This window comes from Plantactinospora sp. KBS50 (genome assembly GCF_002285795.1).
Classification (GTDB): domain Bacteria; phylum Actinomycetota; class Actinomycetes; order Mycobacteriales; family Micromonosporaceae; genus KBS50.
Map to the genome: position 1 here is coordinate 4,436,466 of NZ_CP022961.1, position 16,400 is coordinate 4,452,865.

A 16,400-nucleotide genomic window follows, 5' to 3' on the forward strand; every position below is an offset into this window, starting at 1 on the left:
CGGCCCGCCACGGGGTGACCCGGCCGCGGGTAAGCCGGGCCACGGCCCGGTGGTGGGGACACCGGGCCAGTCACCGGGTCACGCGGAGTGTCCGTTCCGCGCGACCGAGGGTCGGGAAGGGCTCCCCACATCGGGAGCGATGGCAAGGAGCCCTTCCCTGAGTTCAGCCGATCAACATGCCGTAGTCGGCCAGGGCGAGCGCGACATCCGACTGCGCCCAGAACCGGTGGTAGGTGAAGACCGGCGCGGCACCGCCGTTGAGGTACGCCTCAACCTTGGGCCAGTCGGGGTCGTTCTTGTAGAAGGAGCGGATGTCCAGGAAGGACTTCCCCGGTGCGATCACGTCGCCGTTGGGCATCGTGCCGCTGAAGCCGGACGGAACGAACAGCCCCTGGTGGGTGCTGGAGTTGTAGACGTCGTCCAACCGGTTGTAGTCGGCCCTGGTCTCCGGCACCGCGACGCCCTTGGCGTCGGAGTGCGTGAGGATGCCGTCCAGCAGAGCCTTGGCGGTGGCCTTGGCCTGCGCGTTACCGGACTTGGCGCCGTAGTAGACGAGCGTACGGGCGTACGCGCCGGCCACTCCGACGTCGTTGGTGTAGTCCTGAACGGTCACATGCAGTCCACTGTTGTTCACCGAGGTGGTACCGGACGTCCAGTTGCCGCCCGGCTGGCCGCTCCACGCGAGGGTGGACGGGATCTGGTACGCCCCGTTCGCCCCGGTGGTGGTGTTGGCGATCGCCCAGGCGACCCACTTGTCCAGCACCGCCTTGGCCCGGGTGTCACCGCTCTCGTGGTAGTACTCGGCAACCCGCTCCATGCTCCACGCCTGGAAGCCGAACCACTGGTTCGACGGCGGGTCATGGTAGACCGGCTGCCAGTCGTACGCCAGCCCGTAGAAGGTCGGCGTGCCGGCCGGCGGGGCCTCGTAGTCACCGTTCCAGCTGTTCGTCGCGCCACCGGCGATGCCGCCCTCGGACGACTGGAGCCAGGTGTAGAAGTCGATCTGCCGGGTCAGGCTGGTCGACCAGTCCGTCTTGGCACTCGCCGACCTCGGGGTCAGCGCCGACACCGTGGACAGCGCGTATGCCGCCATCGGGTTCTGGTAGCCGCTGTGGTTGTGGCTGGAGCCGATCCGCCAGCTCCACGCGCCGTCCATCGCCCCACCCCAGGCGTAGTACCAGGAGAGCAGGTAGCTGGAGGCGTCCTTGCCGGTGCCCGCCGCGCAGGACGGGCTGGTGCAGCCCGGCTTCTTGAAGTACTTGTCGTACATCGCGTACCGCAGGTAGTCGCCCATCTTGGCCGCCTTGGCCACGGTGGCCGCGATGTCGGCCTGCTTGCCCTGCTCGGTGGCCCACTGCAGGGCCCAGTAGGCCGCCTCGACCGCCCGGGCGTCCGCGTCCGGCGCGTTGGTGAACTTCCACTGCTTCGCCGGGTTGGAGTCCTGGGTGAACAGCGGGCCGTAGCCGTTCGGTCCGCCGTCGGCGAAGGTCTCGCAGGAGGGCTGCGTGATGGTCTCGAAGACCGACTCCTGCGGGCCGCGCTGGTAGGTGTTGATGTACGCGGGCCGGGTGGTGTGGTCGCCGCACTTGCCGAAGCCGTACACGTTGTCCACGTCGATCAGCCAGTGCATGCCGTAGACGTCGCTGTTGCCGTACGTGCTGGTCAGCTCGTCGTACAGCGGGTCCCTACCGGCCTGCACGCCGGTGTCGAAGGCCACCGGGTACTGGTCCGGGTACGGCTTCTCCGGGGCGTACTGCGCCGGGCTGCCCGCGTTGTAGCCGCCGCTGTGGTAGTCCGTGCCGCTGGGGATGATGTACTTCTCCATCACCGTCCAGGCGTTGTTGAACGGCGCCCAGTTGCCCTGGATCCGGCCGTACTGCGCCTCCAGCCACAGCCAGTAGCTGAACGCCTCGGAGGTGGTCTCGTGACCGTGGTCCGGGGCCTCCACCAGGAACGTCTCGACCGAGTGGTACGGCACGCCCTCGGGGCTGAAGTATCCGTTGGACGGCGCCTTCAGCTTGTTGTAGAGGGTCATGAACTCGGTCACGTAGGTGCCGCCGGCCACGTCGTCGTCGGCCTCGGTGGCGGTCACCTCGGAGGCGGAGTAGCCGGTGGCGGTGGCCCGGATGGTGGCCGTGCCGTTGGTGGTGTCCGCGTCCTGGGCCGCGGAGACCGTGACCGCAACCCCGGTGTTCCAGTTGCTCGGGGTCAGCGTGACGCTGGTGGCCGACAGGGTGATGTCGGGATCACCGGTCTTGCTGAGCGCGATCGTCACGTTCCCGCTCGGCGCGGCGCTGAGCGTGTAGCGCACCGTCACGCTGCCGCCCTCGGGCACCGTCACCGACGCCGGGGTGGCGATGATGGCGGGACCGCTGGGCGCCGAGACGGTGAACGACTTCTCGGCCGTCGCGGTCAACGCGGGTGTGCCGTTGTCGTACGCCTTGGCCTGCACCGTGTAGCTGCCCGCCGGCAACGCACTCTGGGTGTACGTGTACGGCGCCGTGGTGTCGGTGTTGATCAGCATGCCGTTGCGATAGAACTCGACCTTGCTGATCGAGCCGTCCGGGTCGCTGGCGGTCGCCGTGAGCGGCACGTCCGCGGGGGCGGTGAACGGGCCGGCCGGCACGCTCAGCGACACCGTGGGCGCCTGGTTGCTGCTGGCGCCGCCGCAGGTGACTCCGTTGATGGAGAACGAGGTCGGCTTCGGGTTGCTGCCGCTGTAGGAGCCGTTGAAGCCGATGTTCGTGCTGGCCCCGGTGGCCAGGGTGCCGTTGTACGACAGGCTGGTGGCGGTGACCTGGTTGCCGCTCTGCGACCACGTGGCCGACCAGCCCTGGGTGACCTGCTGGTTGCCGGGGAACGCGAACCGCAGCGTCCAGCCGTTGATCGGGTCGCCCAGGTTGGTGAGGGTGACGTTGGCCGTGAAGCCGTTGCTCCAGTCGTTCGTCGCGTACGTCACGTCACAGGACGCTGCCGCCATGGCGGGCGTGGCCGGTACGGTGAGTCCGGCGGTTACCAACACGGCCGCCGCGACTATCGCCGTACGGCGACGTTTCGCCCACAGTTTCATCTCTCGGGTCCTCCTCGCCGGACCAATGGCCGGGACGGTGCGCCGCGGCCGTAGCGCCGTCGACGATGCGGAGGGTGTCCGCCTCGTGCGGCGCGGGGAACGTCGGGACCCGTTCCGGGCGGACGGACGGTGCGACCCGCCGCCGCTGGTGGAACGGTGCTGCCCGGTCGGGCGCCGGTCCGGCTGAACACCGGATGCCCTCGGCGGCCCACGCTCGCGCGCTTGGCTCCCTGCGAGATAGTTCGAGAGTCTTCCATGGGAGCGCTCCCGGTGCAAGTGAAGCCCGGTTACACCCCCTGCGGCCTGCGAATAGACCCGCTCTGATGTTTCGATCTTGTTTTAGGTCTTTTCCAATCTCGTTACGCCGACTACAGTCCTCAATCACCACATTGATGGGAGCGCTTCCACAGACGGAACGCTATCGAAGAGCACTGGTGCGTCCGCTGCCCGGCGGACACACCACGGAAAACCGGCTCACGGGCCGGCGGCGGTCCAGCCCGGACTCCGTCACCGGCCCGCCGCACCAACGGAAGGAGGTGCACCAGCGGCACTCGCGTGGCCCGGCTCCCGCGCGGCACGTACGGCCCTCGTACGTGCAGACGTTCGATGTGGGGGCGGAGTTGCCCTCTCCGTCCCCACACCACAATAGACCTTGACCGACCTCTCCCCAGGGACCGTTCGGTCAACCCGAACCCGGTCGACCCGACAGCCCTCCCCCGCATCATCGGACGCGTCGGACCGGACCGGGCCGAAGCACCATCAGCCCGGCCCGAAGCACCCATCAGCCCGTCAGGGCCTGCTGCAGCTCGGCCCGCAGCGCCGGGGTGAGCATCTCCCCCGCCTGCTTCGCCAGCCGCGCCATCTCGTAACCGACCACCCCGATGTCGGCCTCCGAGCCGGCCAGCGTGGCCAGGATCGAACCATCCCGCACCTGCATCACCAGGAAGTATCCGCGGCCCATCTCGACGACGGTCTGCTTGACCACATCCCCGTCGAACATCTGGGCGGCGCCGGCGGTGATGCTCATCAGCCCGAGGTGACCGCCGCGAGCCGGTCGGCGTGATCGCGCGGCAGGTGGCCGGACACCGCCACCAGCAGCCCGTCCGAGGAGACCACGATCGCGTGCGCGACCCCGGGAACCCGCTCGGCGAAGGCATTGACCAGCCAGCTCAGATCGCGGGCCTCTTGACTGAGGGATGTCACCTGTTGTTCCTTTCGTCCCTCGCGCCGTACGGCGTCAGGGAAATCTCGGTCGTTTCTTCGTCCTCGGCGCGCCGTACACCGCCGTAGAACCGGGACAGCATGCCTCCGATCGCCTCGGGATCGGGTTCCGGCCGGGGGGTCGGCACCTGCGGACGGGCGGACGTGCTGACCGCGGGCAGATGCGCCATCGGCACCCGCAACGGCAGACCCCGTTCGGTCAGCGGCGGCGGCTCGGGTGGCCGCCCGGCGCTCGGCCCGGCGGAACCGGCCGCGTCGCCGTTCGCCACCGGGCCGCCGTTCGGGACGGCGCCGCCGGGAGCCGCGCCGTTCCCGCCGCCACCCCGGCTCCACCAGGTACTCGTCTCACCGGCCGACGCCGCGGCCAGCACGTCCTCGGCGCGCGGGGGCACCGGCCGGCGGGTGCCGCGCCCGTCGTCGGCGCTCCCGGCGCCACTCCCGGCGCCGCCGGAGACACCGGCACCGCCGCCGGACGCACCGGCGCCGCCGCCGGAGACACCGGCGCCGTCGCCGTACGCACGGGGGCCGCCGCCGGAGACACCGGGGCCGTCGCCGTAGGCGGGAACGGTCGGCGGATACCCGGCGAAGTTCGCCGGTACGACCGTCGAGGCGGGTGCCGGAACGACCGACGATCCGGGCGCCGGGTCGGCCGCCCGGGGCGGGGGATCCTGCACGGCGGTGCCCGGCACCAGCGCCACCGGAACGCCCCGCACGACCGGCGCCGGCACGGCCTCGCCGCTGTCCGGGTGACCCGCCATCCGCGCCGTCAGCATCCGCCGGCCCGGTCCACGGTCGAGCTCCGGCCCGCCGTCCTCGGCCAGCAGCGCGGCGGGCAGCCGTACCCGGGCCGTCGCCCCGCGGTCCGCGGGCCGCAGCCGCACCTCGATGCCCTGCCGGGCCGCCAGGTGGCTGACCACGAACAGGCCCATCCGCTGCGACGCCGCGACGTCGGCCATCGGCGGCGCGGCCAGCACCGCGTTGGCCTCGGCCAGCCCCGCCCCGGACAGCCCGAGACCCCGGTCGGTGATCTCCACGATGACGCCGCCCGCGCTGTCCAGCCGGCCGGTCAGCTCGACCGGCGTGTCCGGCGGCGAGAACGAGGTCGCGTTCTCCAGCAGCTCCGCGAGCAGGTGTACCAGGTCGGCGACCGCGTGACCGAGCACGTACGGCTGGCCGACGACCCGGTGCCGGATGCGCTGGTACTGCTCGACCTCCGCGACCGCCGCCAGCATGACCGCGGTCAGCGGCACCGGCTGCGACCACCGCCGGGTGGACTCGGAGCCGGCGAGCACCAGCAGGCTGTCGTCGTTGCGTCGCATCCGCGCCGCCAGGTGGTCCAGCCGGAACAGGTTGTCCAGTTGCTCCGGATCGCTCTCCTCGCGCTCCAGCTCGTCCAGCAGTTCCAGCTGCCGCTCCACCAGCACCTGACTGCGCCGGGCCAGGTTCACGAACATGGCGTTCACGCTGCGCCGCATCTGCGCCTGCTCGACGGCCAGCGTCACCGCGCTGCGGTGCACCGCCACGAACGCCTCGGCCACCTCACCGATCTCGTCCAACGAGCGCACCACCGCCGGGGAGACCTCGATCTCGGTCCCGCTGATGTCCAGTCCGCGCAGTCGTTCCAGCGCCTCCGGCAGCTCGATCTGGGCCACCTGGATCGCCTGGCGGCGCAGCTTGTTCAGCGAGCGGGCCAGCGACCGGCCGATCAGCACCGAGGTGACCACCGCGATGATCAGCACGGCCAGCACCACGCCGGCCACCAGCAGGGTACGGCGCAGCTGGTCGGCGCTGACCGCGGTCGCCCCGTCGATCGCGTCGCCCAGCACGGCGGACTGCACGCCCTCCAGCAGGGCCAGTCGCTGGCTGCTGGCCGTCCACCAACGGTCCGGGTTCAGCACCGCCGGCTGCCGGCCGTTGGTGGGGATGGTGGTCTCCTCCAGCCGGGTCGCCGCCGCGGACTCCGGCCGCCCGGCCGCTTCCTCGTACCGGCCCACCTGCTCGGTGGTGGCGGCGGCCCGGAACTCGGCCAGCGCCGCGAACTGCTGGGACCGCAGGTCACTCAGCCGCACCAGGTCGTCCGGGCCGTACCGGCCGGCCCGCGCGGCGCCGTAGAGCTGCGCCCGGATCTGCGAACCGATGTCCTGCACCCGGGCCAGCTGCACGTACCGCAGCACCGAGTCGGTCAGCTCGCTCTGCTCCGCGCCCGGACTGGGCTCGGCGAGCAGCGCGAGCAGCGCGTCCAACGCCCGGCCGTAGTTGCCCAGGACCGTGCTCGGGTTGAGCACCCCGGCGCCGACCGCGGTCCGGGTGTCGGGCAGTTGGCGCAGCGCGTCGTCCACGCGTTGGTAGGACAGCCGCCAGGCGGCGTCCGAGTTTGCCAGCGGCGCGGCGGCGGAGCGCAGCTCGTCGACCGCGGCGTCCACCTCGGCGTAGATGGGTTGCAGCGCGGCCCGCGCCTGATCCGGGCTGGTCGGTTCGCGGGGCTGCCGCTGCGGGTCGCCGTCCTGCCCGGACGCGTTGGGCCCGTCCTGGTCCGAATTCGCCAGCCCGGCCAGCTCACCGGCCGTACGGTCGCGTTCCAGGTGCAGCGCGTTGAGCACGTCGGTGATCTGGCGACCGACGCTCACCTGCCCGGCGAACTGGTCCAGCGCGCTGGCCTGGCCGAACAGCCCGCCGGTCTGGAGGCCGGCCAGCACGAGGAACGCCAACGACGGCACCACCAGGACCGCCACCAGCTTGCTGCGGATCCGCCAGTCGTGCACCCGCAGCGGCGAGCGCCGCCGGTGCGGAACGACCCGCACATCGAGCCGGCGGCGATGGGTACGCACCTCGTCCGTCCCCCGGTCCGGCTCAGTACTCACCACTCCTCCTACCCTGCGGAACGCGGCCCGTCCTGACAGGTGGAGTCCATCCAACCAGGCACGGAACGACTGTCAACGGTCCGCGACCGCGGTCCGCGCGGCCCAGGAAGGATACTGTCAGCTCCCGTCTCCTGTCGCCGCGCCACCCTCCGGCTCATCCGTCCGGCTTACCGGTTCGATACCGGTCGCTGCGTCAAGTCGGCCGATCGCCACCAACGCCGCACCGGTCGCACCAATCTCCGAGGTGCTGGCCCGCCACACCTCGCGGGGCGACAGGGTCTGCGCGAACGAGCGCCGCCACCAGGCCGACGCGGTCATCGCGCCGCCGCCGAGCACGACCCGGACCCGCTTCTGCACCGTCGACTCGATGTCGTCGAGGCTCACCGCCACCTGCCGGCACAGCGCGCTCATCAGGCCGGCGACGATGTCCACGGCGCCGGAGCTGAAGTCCAGCCCGGCCAGTTGACCCGACCCGGCCGGGGCCAGCCCGGGCGGACGGTCCCCGCCGAAGCGCGGGTCGGCCCGCACCCCGCCGCCGGGCGAGACGGCCTCCAGCGCCTCGTCGAGATCCTCGCCCGTGGGCAGTCGCAACACCCGGTCGGCCCAGGCGAACAGGTTGCCGCCGCCGGAGAACGCGGCTCCGGTCACGATGTGTCCGTGGTCGACCCGGTAGCGCCAGAGCGAGGGCGGCAGCGGCGGCAGCGGCTCGCCCGCGGGCGCCGGCTGCACCAGCCGGACGGCCGCCGAGGTGCCGACGGTGACCGCGGCCCAGTCCGGATCCACGGCCCGGCAGCCCACGTTGGAGGCGGCGCCGTCGCCGACCGGCGGCGCCCACGGCGCGTCCCGCAGCGCCGGCCACCGCCGCGCGTGCTCCGGCCGCAGCCGCCCCCGCCAGCCGTGCGGCGCCAGCTCCGGCAGCTCGCCGGCCCGCACCTGGGCCAGCTCGCACGCCTCCCCGTCCCAACCCATCGACCGCAGGTCCAGCAGCCCGGTCGCGGACGCCTGGGAGACGGACATCGGCGCGCAGTCCAGCAACATGCCGAGGATGTACTCCGCCAGGCCGCCGAACCGGACCCCCGGACAGTCCACCCGCTCCCGCAGCCAGGGCAGCCGCACGTTCCAGTAGAACCGGTGCCACCAGGTCCCGGTCCGGTGGTGGAAGGCGGTCGGGTCGCTCGGCACGGGCGCGCCGGGCAGCGGCTCCGGTCGGGTGTCCAGCCAGGTCAGCACCGGACCCAGCGGTTCACCCGCCGGGTTCAGCGGCACCACCGAGTGCCACTGGGCGGCGGTGGTCACCAGCTCGACGTCCTCCAGCCAACCCGCCGCCGCCAGCTCGTCCAGGCACTCCAGCAGGGCCGACAGGAACTCCGGGCCGTCGATGGTGGCCGTGCCGTCGGCGCCCAGGGCGAGGCGGACCGGCCGGCGGGCCAGGGCGCCGGGCAGCGGCACGGCGTCCGCGTCAAGCACCAGGCCACGCACCGACGAGGTGCCCAGGTCGAGAGACAAAATGGTCATCCCGGCACACCGTACCCGGCAGGACGGTCGCGTACGTCCCGTCTCCGGAGCCGGATCACGCCGGGGGTCACACCGGACGCCCCGGTCGGCGTATTGTCGCGGCATGTCCGCGCGCCTGTCCCTCTGGTGGCCCACCCGACCGGTGGCCCCCGACAGCGCGTAATCCGCCCAGCTGGCCGCCTTCCCGGTGGCCAGCCCCGTTTCCCGCGTACGGCGGCCACCACAGCCGGCCGACGAGTCCGAGGAAACGTCATGCACCTGAGTGAACTGCCGGCGCTGGTCGCCGCCGGCGTCGACCCCGGTCCCTTCGCGCTGCTGCACCGCGCCGAGGAACCGGACCTGGAAATCATCACCGGTCCGGTCCGTACCGTGGGCCGGCTCGCCGACCTGCCGGCGGACGGCCCGGAACCGGCGGACGGCCCGGCACCGGCGCCCGGTCCGCGCACCCTGGCCGTCGTGCCGTACCGGCAGATCGCCGAACGCGGCTTCGCGCACATCGACGACGGCGTGCCGATGGAGGCGCTGACGGTCACCGGGTACGCCCGGATGCCGCTGTCCGAGGCGGTCGCCGCGCTGCCGGACACGCCCGTGCTCGCCCGCGACGGCCGATTCGACATTCCGGACGAGGCGTACGCGGAGATCGTCCGCGAGGTGCTCGCCGAGGAGATCGGCCGGGGCGAGGGGGCGAACTTCGTCGTGCACCGGGTCTTCGAGGCCACCCTCGACCAGCCGCCGCTGCTCGCCGCGCTCGCCGCGCTGCGCCGGCTGCTGGTGGACGAGCGGGGCGCCTACTGGACGCACCTGGTCTACACCGGGTCCCGCATCCTGGTCGGGGCCAGCCCGGAACGGCACGTCAGCGTCGCCGACGGGCTGGTGCTGATGAACCCGATCAGCGGCACCTTCCGGCACCGCGGTGTCGGGGTCGACGAGGCCGCCCTGCTGCGCTTCCTCGCCGACGACAAGGAGATCGACGAGCTGGACATGGTGCTCGACGAGGAACTGAAGATGATGGCCGCGGTGGCCGACCGCGGTGGCCAGGTCGTCGGGCCGTACCTGAAGGAGATGTCCCGGCTGGCGCACACCGAGTACCTGCTGGCCGGGCACGGCCGGTTGGACGTCCGGGAGGTGCTGCGGCGCACCATGTTCGCCCCCACCCTGACCGGCAGCCCGATCGAGAACGCCTGCCGGGTGATCGCCCGGCGGGAGCCGCACGGCCGGCGGTACTACGGGGCGTGCTGGCGCTGCTGGGCCGGGACGGGGCCGGCCGGCAGACCCTGGACGCCCCGATCCTGATCCGCACCGCCGAGATCGGGCCGGACGGCTCGCTGCGGGTTCCGGTGGGCGCCACCCTGGTCCGGCACTCCACCCCGGAAGGCGAGGTGGACGAGACGCACGTCAAGGCCGCCGGGATTCTCTCGGCGCTCGGCCTGGCCAGCGGGGGTGCGCCGGGCACCGTACCGGCGTCCGCGCCCGGCGGCGCCGTACCGGAACCGGCCGGCGCCCAGCCCGGCGGCGCCGAACCGGGCGGCGCCGAACCCGGCGGCGCCGAACCCGGCGGGACCGCCGGGGAGCCCAGGCCGGCGGCGCCGCGCCTGGCCGAGCTGCCGGCGGTACGGGCGGCGCTGGCCGCCCGGGCGGAACGGCTGGCCCGGTTCTGGCGGGAACAGCGCGACCCGGACCGGCCGGCGGTGCCGGCGCTGGCCGACCGGACGGCGCTGATCGTCGACGGCGAGGACACCTTCACGGCGATGCTCGCGCACCAGCTCCGCTCGCTCGGCCTGCGGGTGCGGGTCGAGCCGTGGCACGCCGTGCCGGCGGACGTGCCCGGCGCGGACCTGGTGGTGCTCGGACCCGGCCCGGGCGACCCGACCAGCACCGGGGACGACAAGATGGTCGCGCTGCGCCGGGTCGCGCGCGGGCTGCTGGCCGCCGGCCGGCCCACCCTGGCGGTGTGCCTGGGTCACCAGTTGCTCTGCGGGCTGCTCGGGTTGCCGCTGCACCGGCGGGACACCGCGTACCAGGGCCTGCAACGGGTGGTCGAGCTGTTCGGGGTGCGCCGCCGGGTCGGCTTCTACTCGACCTACACGGCGTTGGCCGGCACCGACCGGCTGGACACGCCGTACGGTTCGGTCGCGGTCGCCCGGGAGGAGAGCGACGGTGCCGTCCACGCGATCCGCGGGCCGGGTTTCGCCGGTGTGCAGTTCCATCCGGAGTCGGTGCTCAGCGCGGACGGGCTGGCCGTGCTCACCGACCTCGTCAGCGAACTGCTCCCCGCGCCGGTACCGGTGGCCGATCCGGTGATTAGCCGGCGCGCGGGCGGGTAGCGGACAGAACGCCGGTGGTCCGGGTGGGTTTGAGAGCCCCCACCCGGACCACCGGTTCCGCCTCCCCGTCGGCCGCCCGCGCTCGCGCGCCGGTCCGGCCCGCCGTTCCTCCCGATCTGTGTCCGGTCCCGATCCGGTCCCGATCCGGTCCCGCCGGCCGGCCCGGCCGCGCCGTACCCGTCGAGCCGGGGTCCGGCCCGCCGGCCCGCCGGCCCGCCGGCCCGCCGGTCGGCTCAGCCCTTTCGGACGGCTCAGCCGGCCGCCCGGCCGCGGCGCAGGACCTCGGCGACCTGTACGGCCCGCCGCGCGGTCAGCGCGGTCGCACCGAGCGCCACCGAGTCGGGCGCCGTCTCGCCGTTGTTGCTGGTGTGCGAGCCGCCGTACGGGTTGCCCGCGACGAACTGGCTGGGGTCGGTGTAACCGGGCGTCACCACGATCCCGCCCCAGTGATAGAACACGTTGAACATCGACAGCAGGGTGGCCTCCTGGCCGCCGTGCGCCGTGGCGGTGGAGCAGAATCCGGCGTACACCTTGTCGGCCAGCAGTCCCTGCGACCAGAGCGGCCCGCTGGTGTCGATGAACTGCTTCAGCTGGGCGGCCATCACGCCGTACCGGGTGGGCGTACCGAAGATCACCACGTCGGCCCAGGAGAGGTCGTCGAGTTCCACCTCCGGCACGTCCTGGGTCTCCAGGCGGTGCGCCTGCCAGCCCGAGTTCGACCGGATCGCCTCCTCCGGCGCCAGCTCGCGCACCTTGCGCAGACGTACCTCGGCGCCGGCCTCCTCGGCGGCCTGGGCTGCCTCCACGGCCATCTGGTAGGTGATGCCGGTGGCGCTGTAGTACACCACCGCGACCTTGGTGCGGCCCTGCATGGGCCTCCCCCTTCCGTCGGACCGATGCCGGCGCGGAGGGCTACCCGCCGCCGGATCCGGCAAACCTCGCGGAAGGGGACCGCAAATCGGATCGACGGTCGGGTGCCGGGCCGATAGCGTGACCCGCACGTCTGAGTCGGAGGTGGTTCTGTGCCCGTCGTCCCCGCGTCTCTCGGCCTGCCCATCATCCGAACTTCCGACGTGAGGACACCCAGACGTGGATCTCCCCCGTACCTTCACCATCCGCGAGCGTGACCACCGCATCCACAACCCGATCGACGAGGTCAAGCTCGCCACCCTCGGCCGAGCGCTCCGGCTCCGCCCGGGGATGACCCTGCTCGACCTGGCCTGCGGCACCGGCGAGCTGCTCTGCACCTGGAGCCGGGAACACGGCATCCGCGGCACCGGCGTGGACATCAGCACGGTCTTCGTCGCGGCGGCCCGGGACCGCGCCGCCGAACTCGGCGTCACCGACCGGGTCGCCTTCGAGCACGGCGACGCCGCCGGGTACGTCGTGGCGCCGCCGGTCGACGTGGCGGCCTGCATCGGTGCCACCTGGATCGGCGGCGGCGTGGCCGGCACCATCGAACTGCTGGCGGCCAGCCTGCGGCCGGGCGGGCTGCTGCTGGTCGGCGAACCGTTCTGGCGGCTGGACCCGCCGGACCGCACGACCGTCGAGGGCTGCCACGTCGGCAGCCGGGACGAGTTCCGTGACCTGCCCGGCCTGGTCGAACTCTTCGGCGAGGTGGGCTGGGACCTGGTCGAGATGGTGCTGGCCGACGAGGACAGCTGGGACCGGTACGCCGCCGCCCAGTGGCTCACCGTACGGCGGTGGCTGGACGCCAACCCGGACGACGAGCTGGCCGACCATTTCCGTGCGGAGCTGGCCACCGCGCCGCTGCGGTACGTCCGCTACCAGCGGCGTTACCTGGGTTGGGGCGTGTTCGCGCTGATGCGCCGCCAGGACCGGGCGGATATGTAGTGGAACGGGGATTCCGGTACCCGTCCCGGCGGGTACCAGAGTCCCGGATCGCCGTCGGGCGGCGGTCGTCGTCGGGCGGCGGCAGGTCGGGCACCTCGGGCGGCACGGATCCGCCCGAGGTGCCGGCACGGTGGAGGGAGCGGCATGCATCGGTGGTACGTGGTGACGGGCGGCGGCCGGGGTGTCGGCCAGGGAATCGCGCAGCGGCTCCTGGACGACGGACACGGGGTGGTCACGATCGAGTTCGACCCGGCCGCGGCGGCCTGGACGGCGCACCATCCGGCCGCCGACCGGCTGAAGACGGTCGTCGGAGACGCCGCCGACGAGCGGGTCACCGACCGGGCCGCCGACATGGTGCCGGCGGGCGCCCGACTCGCGGGCTGGGTGAACAACGCCGCGGTCTTCCAGGACGCCTCACTGCACACCGCCACCAGCGCCGAGATCTCGGCGCTGGTGGCCCGCAACCTCGACCCGGTGATCAACGGCTGCGCCACCGCGGTCCGCCGGTTCCTGGCCGCCGACACCGGCGGCGCGATCGTCAACGTCTCGTCGCACCAGGCCCAGCGGCCCGTGCCCGGCTGCCTGCCGTACGTCACCGCGAAGGCCGCGATCGAGGGGCTGACCCGGGCGGTCGCCGTCGAGTACGGCAGCCGGGGCATCCGGGCCAACGCCGTGGCGCTCGGTTCGATCGGCACCGAGCGCTACACCGCGTACCTGGCCGGGTTGGACCGCTGCGAGGCGGACCGGGTCAGCGCGGAGATGGCCGCGCTGCACCCGGTCGGCCGGGTGGGCCGGCCGGACGAGGTGGCCGCCACCGTCACCTACCTGCTGTCCGACTCCGCGAGCTTCATCACCGGGGCGACCGTCCCGGTCGACGGCGGTCGCTCGGTGCTGGCCCGCGACCCGGAGGCGCACGAGCCGGCGTGAGCCGGCGGAATGTCGGTCCCCGCTCCTACGATGCGGCGATGGAGCTGACCGGGGAGCAGGCCCTCGCCCTGCGGATGTCGAGCCTGCTGCTGCGCGGCGTGCCGGGCACCGACGGCGGGTCGGGCGCCCACAGTGGTCCGGGCAGTGACGGCGGGTCGGGCAGTGACGGTGCCGGTGCACGGCCGGCCGACGTGGCCGGCGTCGTCGAGTGGTTCGGCGCCATGCAGGCACAGGACCTGGCCAGCGGGCTGTGGTCGCTGGGGGTCCGGCTGCCGTCGTTCACCCTGCCGGACGTCGAGGCGGCGATCGAGCGCCGCGAGGCGCTGCGCACCTGGCCGATGCGCGGCACCGTGCACCTGGTGCCGCCCCGGGACGCGCGCTGGATGCTGGAGGTGATGGGCTCCCGGCCGCTGGCCGCCGCGGCCGCCCGGCGGAGCGTCCTCGGCCTGTCCGAGGAGACGGCCGACCGCGCCGTGGACGTGCTCGGGACGGCGCTGGCCGGCGGGGGGCGGCTGCGCCGCTCCGAGTGCATGGCCGCGCTGGCCGCCGCGGGCATCGACGGCGCCGGCCAGCTCGGCTACCACCTGCTGTGGTACGCGGGCCAGCGCGGCGTCACCTGCATCGGCCCCAACATCGGCAAGGAGCAGACGGTCGTCCTGCTGGACGAGTGGGCGCCCGATCCGCACCGGCCGGACCGGGACGAGGCGCTGGCGCTCATCGCCACCCGCTACTTCCGCAGCCACGGTCCGACCACCCGGCGGGACTTCGCCGGCTGGAGCGGTCTGACCATGGCCGACGTCCGGCGGGGCATCGCCGCCGCCGGCGAGGCGCTGGTCGCCGTGCGGTGCGACGGTGCCGAGATGTACGCCGATCCCGCCCTGCTGGACGCGGCCACCGGCACGCCCGCACTGCTCGCGCCCGCCGACGACCTGCTGGTGCTGCCGGGCTTCGACGAGTACCTGCTGGGCTTCAAGGACCGTGCGCTGATGATGGAGCGCGAGCACCTGGCGGCGGTCATTCCCGGCGGCAACGGGGTGTTCCGGTCCACCGTGGTGCGGGCCGGCCGGGTGATCGGCACCTGGAAACGCACGATCGGCAGGACGCACACGACCGTGGAGGTTCTCCCGCTGGTGCCGCTCACCGGCAAGGAGCGCTCCCGGGTGGAGGAGGCCTTCGCGCCGTACTCCCACTACCTCGGCCAGCCGCTGCGCTTCGGCTGGCCGTGACGGGCGGTCCGGCGCACCGCCGTCGGTACGGGCTGGCGGTCCGCACGTACCTGCGCAGCGACCCGTCACGCTAGCGTCGGGGTGCGGCCCGGCCGCGGACCTCGACGCGGAACCCGCGGCCGGCCGGCGGCTCGACCGCGCACCTCGACCCGGAACCCGCGGCCGGCCGGCGGCTCGACCCCGGACCTCGACCCGGAACCCGCGGCCGGCCGGCGGCTCGACCCCGGACCTCGACCCGGAACCCGCGGCCGGCCGGCGGCTCGACCGCGCCTGTGGAACCCGCCCTGGCCGGCGATACCCTCGGGCATGATGCCCGGCCCGGCGGGCTGGCCCGGTGGCCACCCGGCGGGCCGGGTCACGATCACGCCGTCAACGACGAGGGACCGACAGGATCATGATGGAACAATCCGGGCGGCACCGCCGGCCGGCCGGCCTGACGATGACCGGTGACGAACGAACCGCCTGGGCGGACCTGCCGCCGGAGATCGCGGCCGCGGTCGAGCGGCGGCTCGGCAGCCCGGTGGTCGACGCGACGAGCCAGCCCGGCGGCTTCTCCGCGGGCGTGGCCGCCCGGGTACGCCTGGCCGACGGCGGCAGGGTGTTCGTCAAGGCCGCGAACGCGCTCGCGGCGCCCGGCGTGGCCCGGTTCCACCGCCGGGAGATCATCGTGTCGAGCCAGCTCCCGCCGGAGGCGCCCGTACCCCGACTGCTGGACGTCTACGACGACGGCACCTGGGTGGCCCTGATGTTCGAGGAGGTCGACGGGGTGCTTCCGGCGCAGCCGTGGCGGCCCGACGACCTCGACCGCGTCCTGGACGCGACGACCCTGCTGGCCCGGGTCCTCACCCCGACGCCGGTGGACCCGGCGACGCTGGCCCGACCGCGGCTCGGCGGCTGGCAGGCGCTCGCCGCCGAGGGGGCCGCGGAGCGGGTCGGTGCGCTGTCCCGCTGGGCGGCCGGCAACCTCGACCAGCTCGCCGAGCTGGAGGCCGGCGCCGGGCCGGCGCTGGCCGGCACGACGCTGCTGCACGGCGATCTCTACCCGTTCAACGTGCTGCTCTCCCCGACCGGGGTGTACGTCGTGGACTGGCCGCACGCCTGGGTCGGGGCCGCGCACTGCGACGTCCTCACCCTGCTGTCGACCGCGTCGCTGGCCGGGCTGGACCCGCAGCCGTACGCCGACCGGCATCCGCTGACCCGGGACCTCGACCCGGACGCGATCGACGCCTTCCTGGCGGTGCACTCGGGCTTCCTGCTCCGGCTGGCGTCCATGGCCGGCACGGACGCCGGCCACAGCCTGGTCGACGCGGCGACCGCGCTGGGTCTGGCCTCGCTGGACTGGCTGCGCCGCCGCCGCTGACCCGACCGGACCGGACCGGACCGGCTCCGCCAAGGTCAACTC

At 73.5% G+C, this 16,400-nt stretch carries 8 protein-coding genes and 2 pseudogenes; 5 read left to right on the top strand and 5 right to left on the bottom strand.

Features of this window, described 5'->3' with window-relative positions; all coding sequences use genetic code 11:
• Window positions 1-163: 163 nt before the first annotated feature.
• From CIK06_RS19015 to CIK06_RS19030, 4 genes and pseudogenes are all read right to left on the bottom strand, one after another.
• The gene (locus tag CIK06_RS19015) at window positions 164-3,070 is read right to left on the bottom strand and encodes a glycoside hydrolase family 48 protein (protein WP_095565959.1); all 2,907 of its coding nucleotides are present in this window, start codon (window positions 3,068-3,070) and stop codon (window positions 164-166) included.
• A gap of 781 nt (window positions 3,071-3,851) precedes the next feature.
• Window positions 3,852-4,273 (bottom strand): annotated as a pseudogene (locus CIK06_RS19020) (roadblock/LC7 domain-containing protein).
• Window positions 4,270-7,152, bottom strand: coding sequence for a nitrate- and nitrite sensing domain-containing protein (locus CIK06_RS19025; protein WP_232533731.1), 2,883 nt, complete (start codon window positions 7,150-7,152; stop codon window positions 4,270-4,272). The pseudogene CIK06_RS19020 and the gene CIK06_RS19025 overlap by 4 nt, the downstream one beginning before the upstream one ends.
• A 117-nt stretch (window positions 7,153-7,269) precedes the next feature.
• On the bottom strand, window positions 7,270-8,667 hold the full coding sequence (locus CIK06_RS19030; protein ID WP_095565960.1) for an FGGY family carbohydrate kinase: 1,398 nt from the start codon (window positions 8,665-8,667) through the stop codon (window positions 7,270-7,272).
• A 252-nt stretch (window positions 8,668-8,919) separates the two neighbouring features.
• Here CIK06_RS19030 and CIK06_RS31430 point away from each other — a divergent pair.
• Window positions 8,920-10,991, top strand: a pseudogene (locus tag CIK06_RS31430) (chorismate-binding protein).
• Window positions 10,992-11,242: 251 nt separating this feature from the next.
• Here CIK06_RS31430 and wrbA read toward each other — a convergent pair.
• Complete coding sequence (gene wrbA / locus CIK06_RS19045) at window positions 11,243-11,863, bottom strand: NAD(P)H:quinone oxidoreductase (protein WP_095565962.1); 621 nt, start codon at window positions 11,861-11,863, stop codon at window positions 11,243-11,245.
• A gap of 217 nt (window positions 11,864-12,080) precedes the next feature.
• Here wrbA and CIK06_RS19050 point away from each other — a divergent pair, with 217 nt between their 5' ends.
• The 4 genes from CIK06_RS19050 (at window position 12,081) to CIK06_RS19065 (ending at window position 16,358) form a co-directional block, all read left to right on the top strand.
• Window positions 12,081-12,845, top strand: a complete 765-nt coding sequence (locus tag CIK06_RS19050) for a cyclopropane-fatty-acyl-phospholipid synthase family protein (RefSeq protein ID WP_095565963.1) — start codon at window positions 12,081-12,083, stop codon at window positions 12,843-12,845.
• 144 nt (window positions 12,846-12,989) lie between these two features.
• Window positions 12,990-13,772, top strand: a complete 783-nt coding sequence (locus tag CIK06_RS19055; RefSeq protein WP_095565964.1) for an SDR family NAD(P)-dependent oxidoreductase — start codon at window positions 12,990-12,992, stop codon at window positions 13,770-13,772.
• A 38-nt stretch (window positions 13,773-13,810) separates the two neighbouring features.
• Window positions 13,811-14,998 (top strand): winged helix DNA-binding domain-containing protein, encoded by a 1,188-nt coding sequence (locus tag CIK06_RS19060; protein ID WP_095565965.1) that lies wholly within the window; start codon window positions 13,811-13,813, stop codon window positions 14,996-14,998.
• A gap of 394 nt (window positions 14,999-15,392) precedes the next feature.
• Complete coding sequence (locus CIK06_RS19065) at window positions 15,393-16,358, top strand: aminoglycoside phosphotransferase family protein (protein WP_095565966.1); 966 nt, start codon at window positions 15,393-15,395, stop codon at window positions 16,356-16,358.
• Window positions 16,359-16,400 lie beyond the last annotated feature (42 nt).

Excerpts from the sequence above, each read along its gene's own strand:
- CIK06_RS19015 (WP_095565959.1), bottom strand. The coding sequence starts at position 3,070 with ATGAAACTGTGGGCGAAACGTCGCCGTACGGCGATAGTCGCGGCGGCC.
- CIK06_RS19030 (WP_095565960.1), bottom strand. The coding sequence starts at position 8,667 with ATGACCATTTTGTCTCTCGACCTGGGCACCTCGTCGGTGCGTGGCCTG.
- wrbA (WP_095565962.1), bottom strand. The coding sequence starts at position 11,863 with ATGCAGGGCCGCACCAAGGTCGCGGTGGTGTACTACAGCGCCACCGGC.
- CIK06_RS19055 (WP_095565964.1), top strand. The coding sequence starts at position 12,990 with ATGCATCGGTGGTACGTGGTGACGGGCGGCGGCCGGGGTGTCGGCCAG.
- CIK06_RS19060 (WP_095565965.1), top strand. The coding sequence starts at position 13,811 with ATGGAGCTGACCGGGGAGCAGGCCCTCGCCCTGCGGATGTCGAGCCTG.
- CIK06_RS19065 (WP_095565966.1), top strand. The coding sequence starts at position 15,393 with ATGATGGAACAATCCGGGCGGCACCGCCGGCCGGCCGGCCTGACGATG.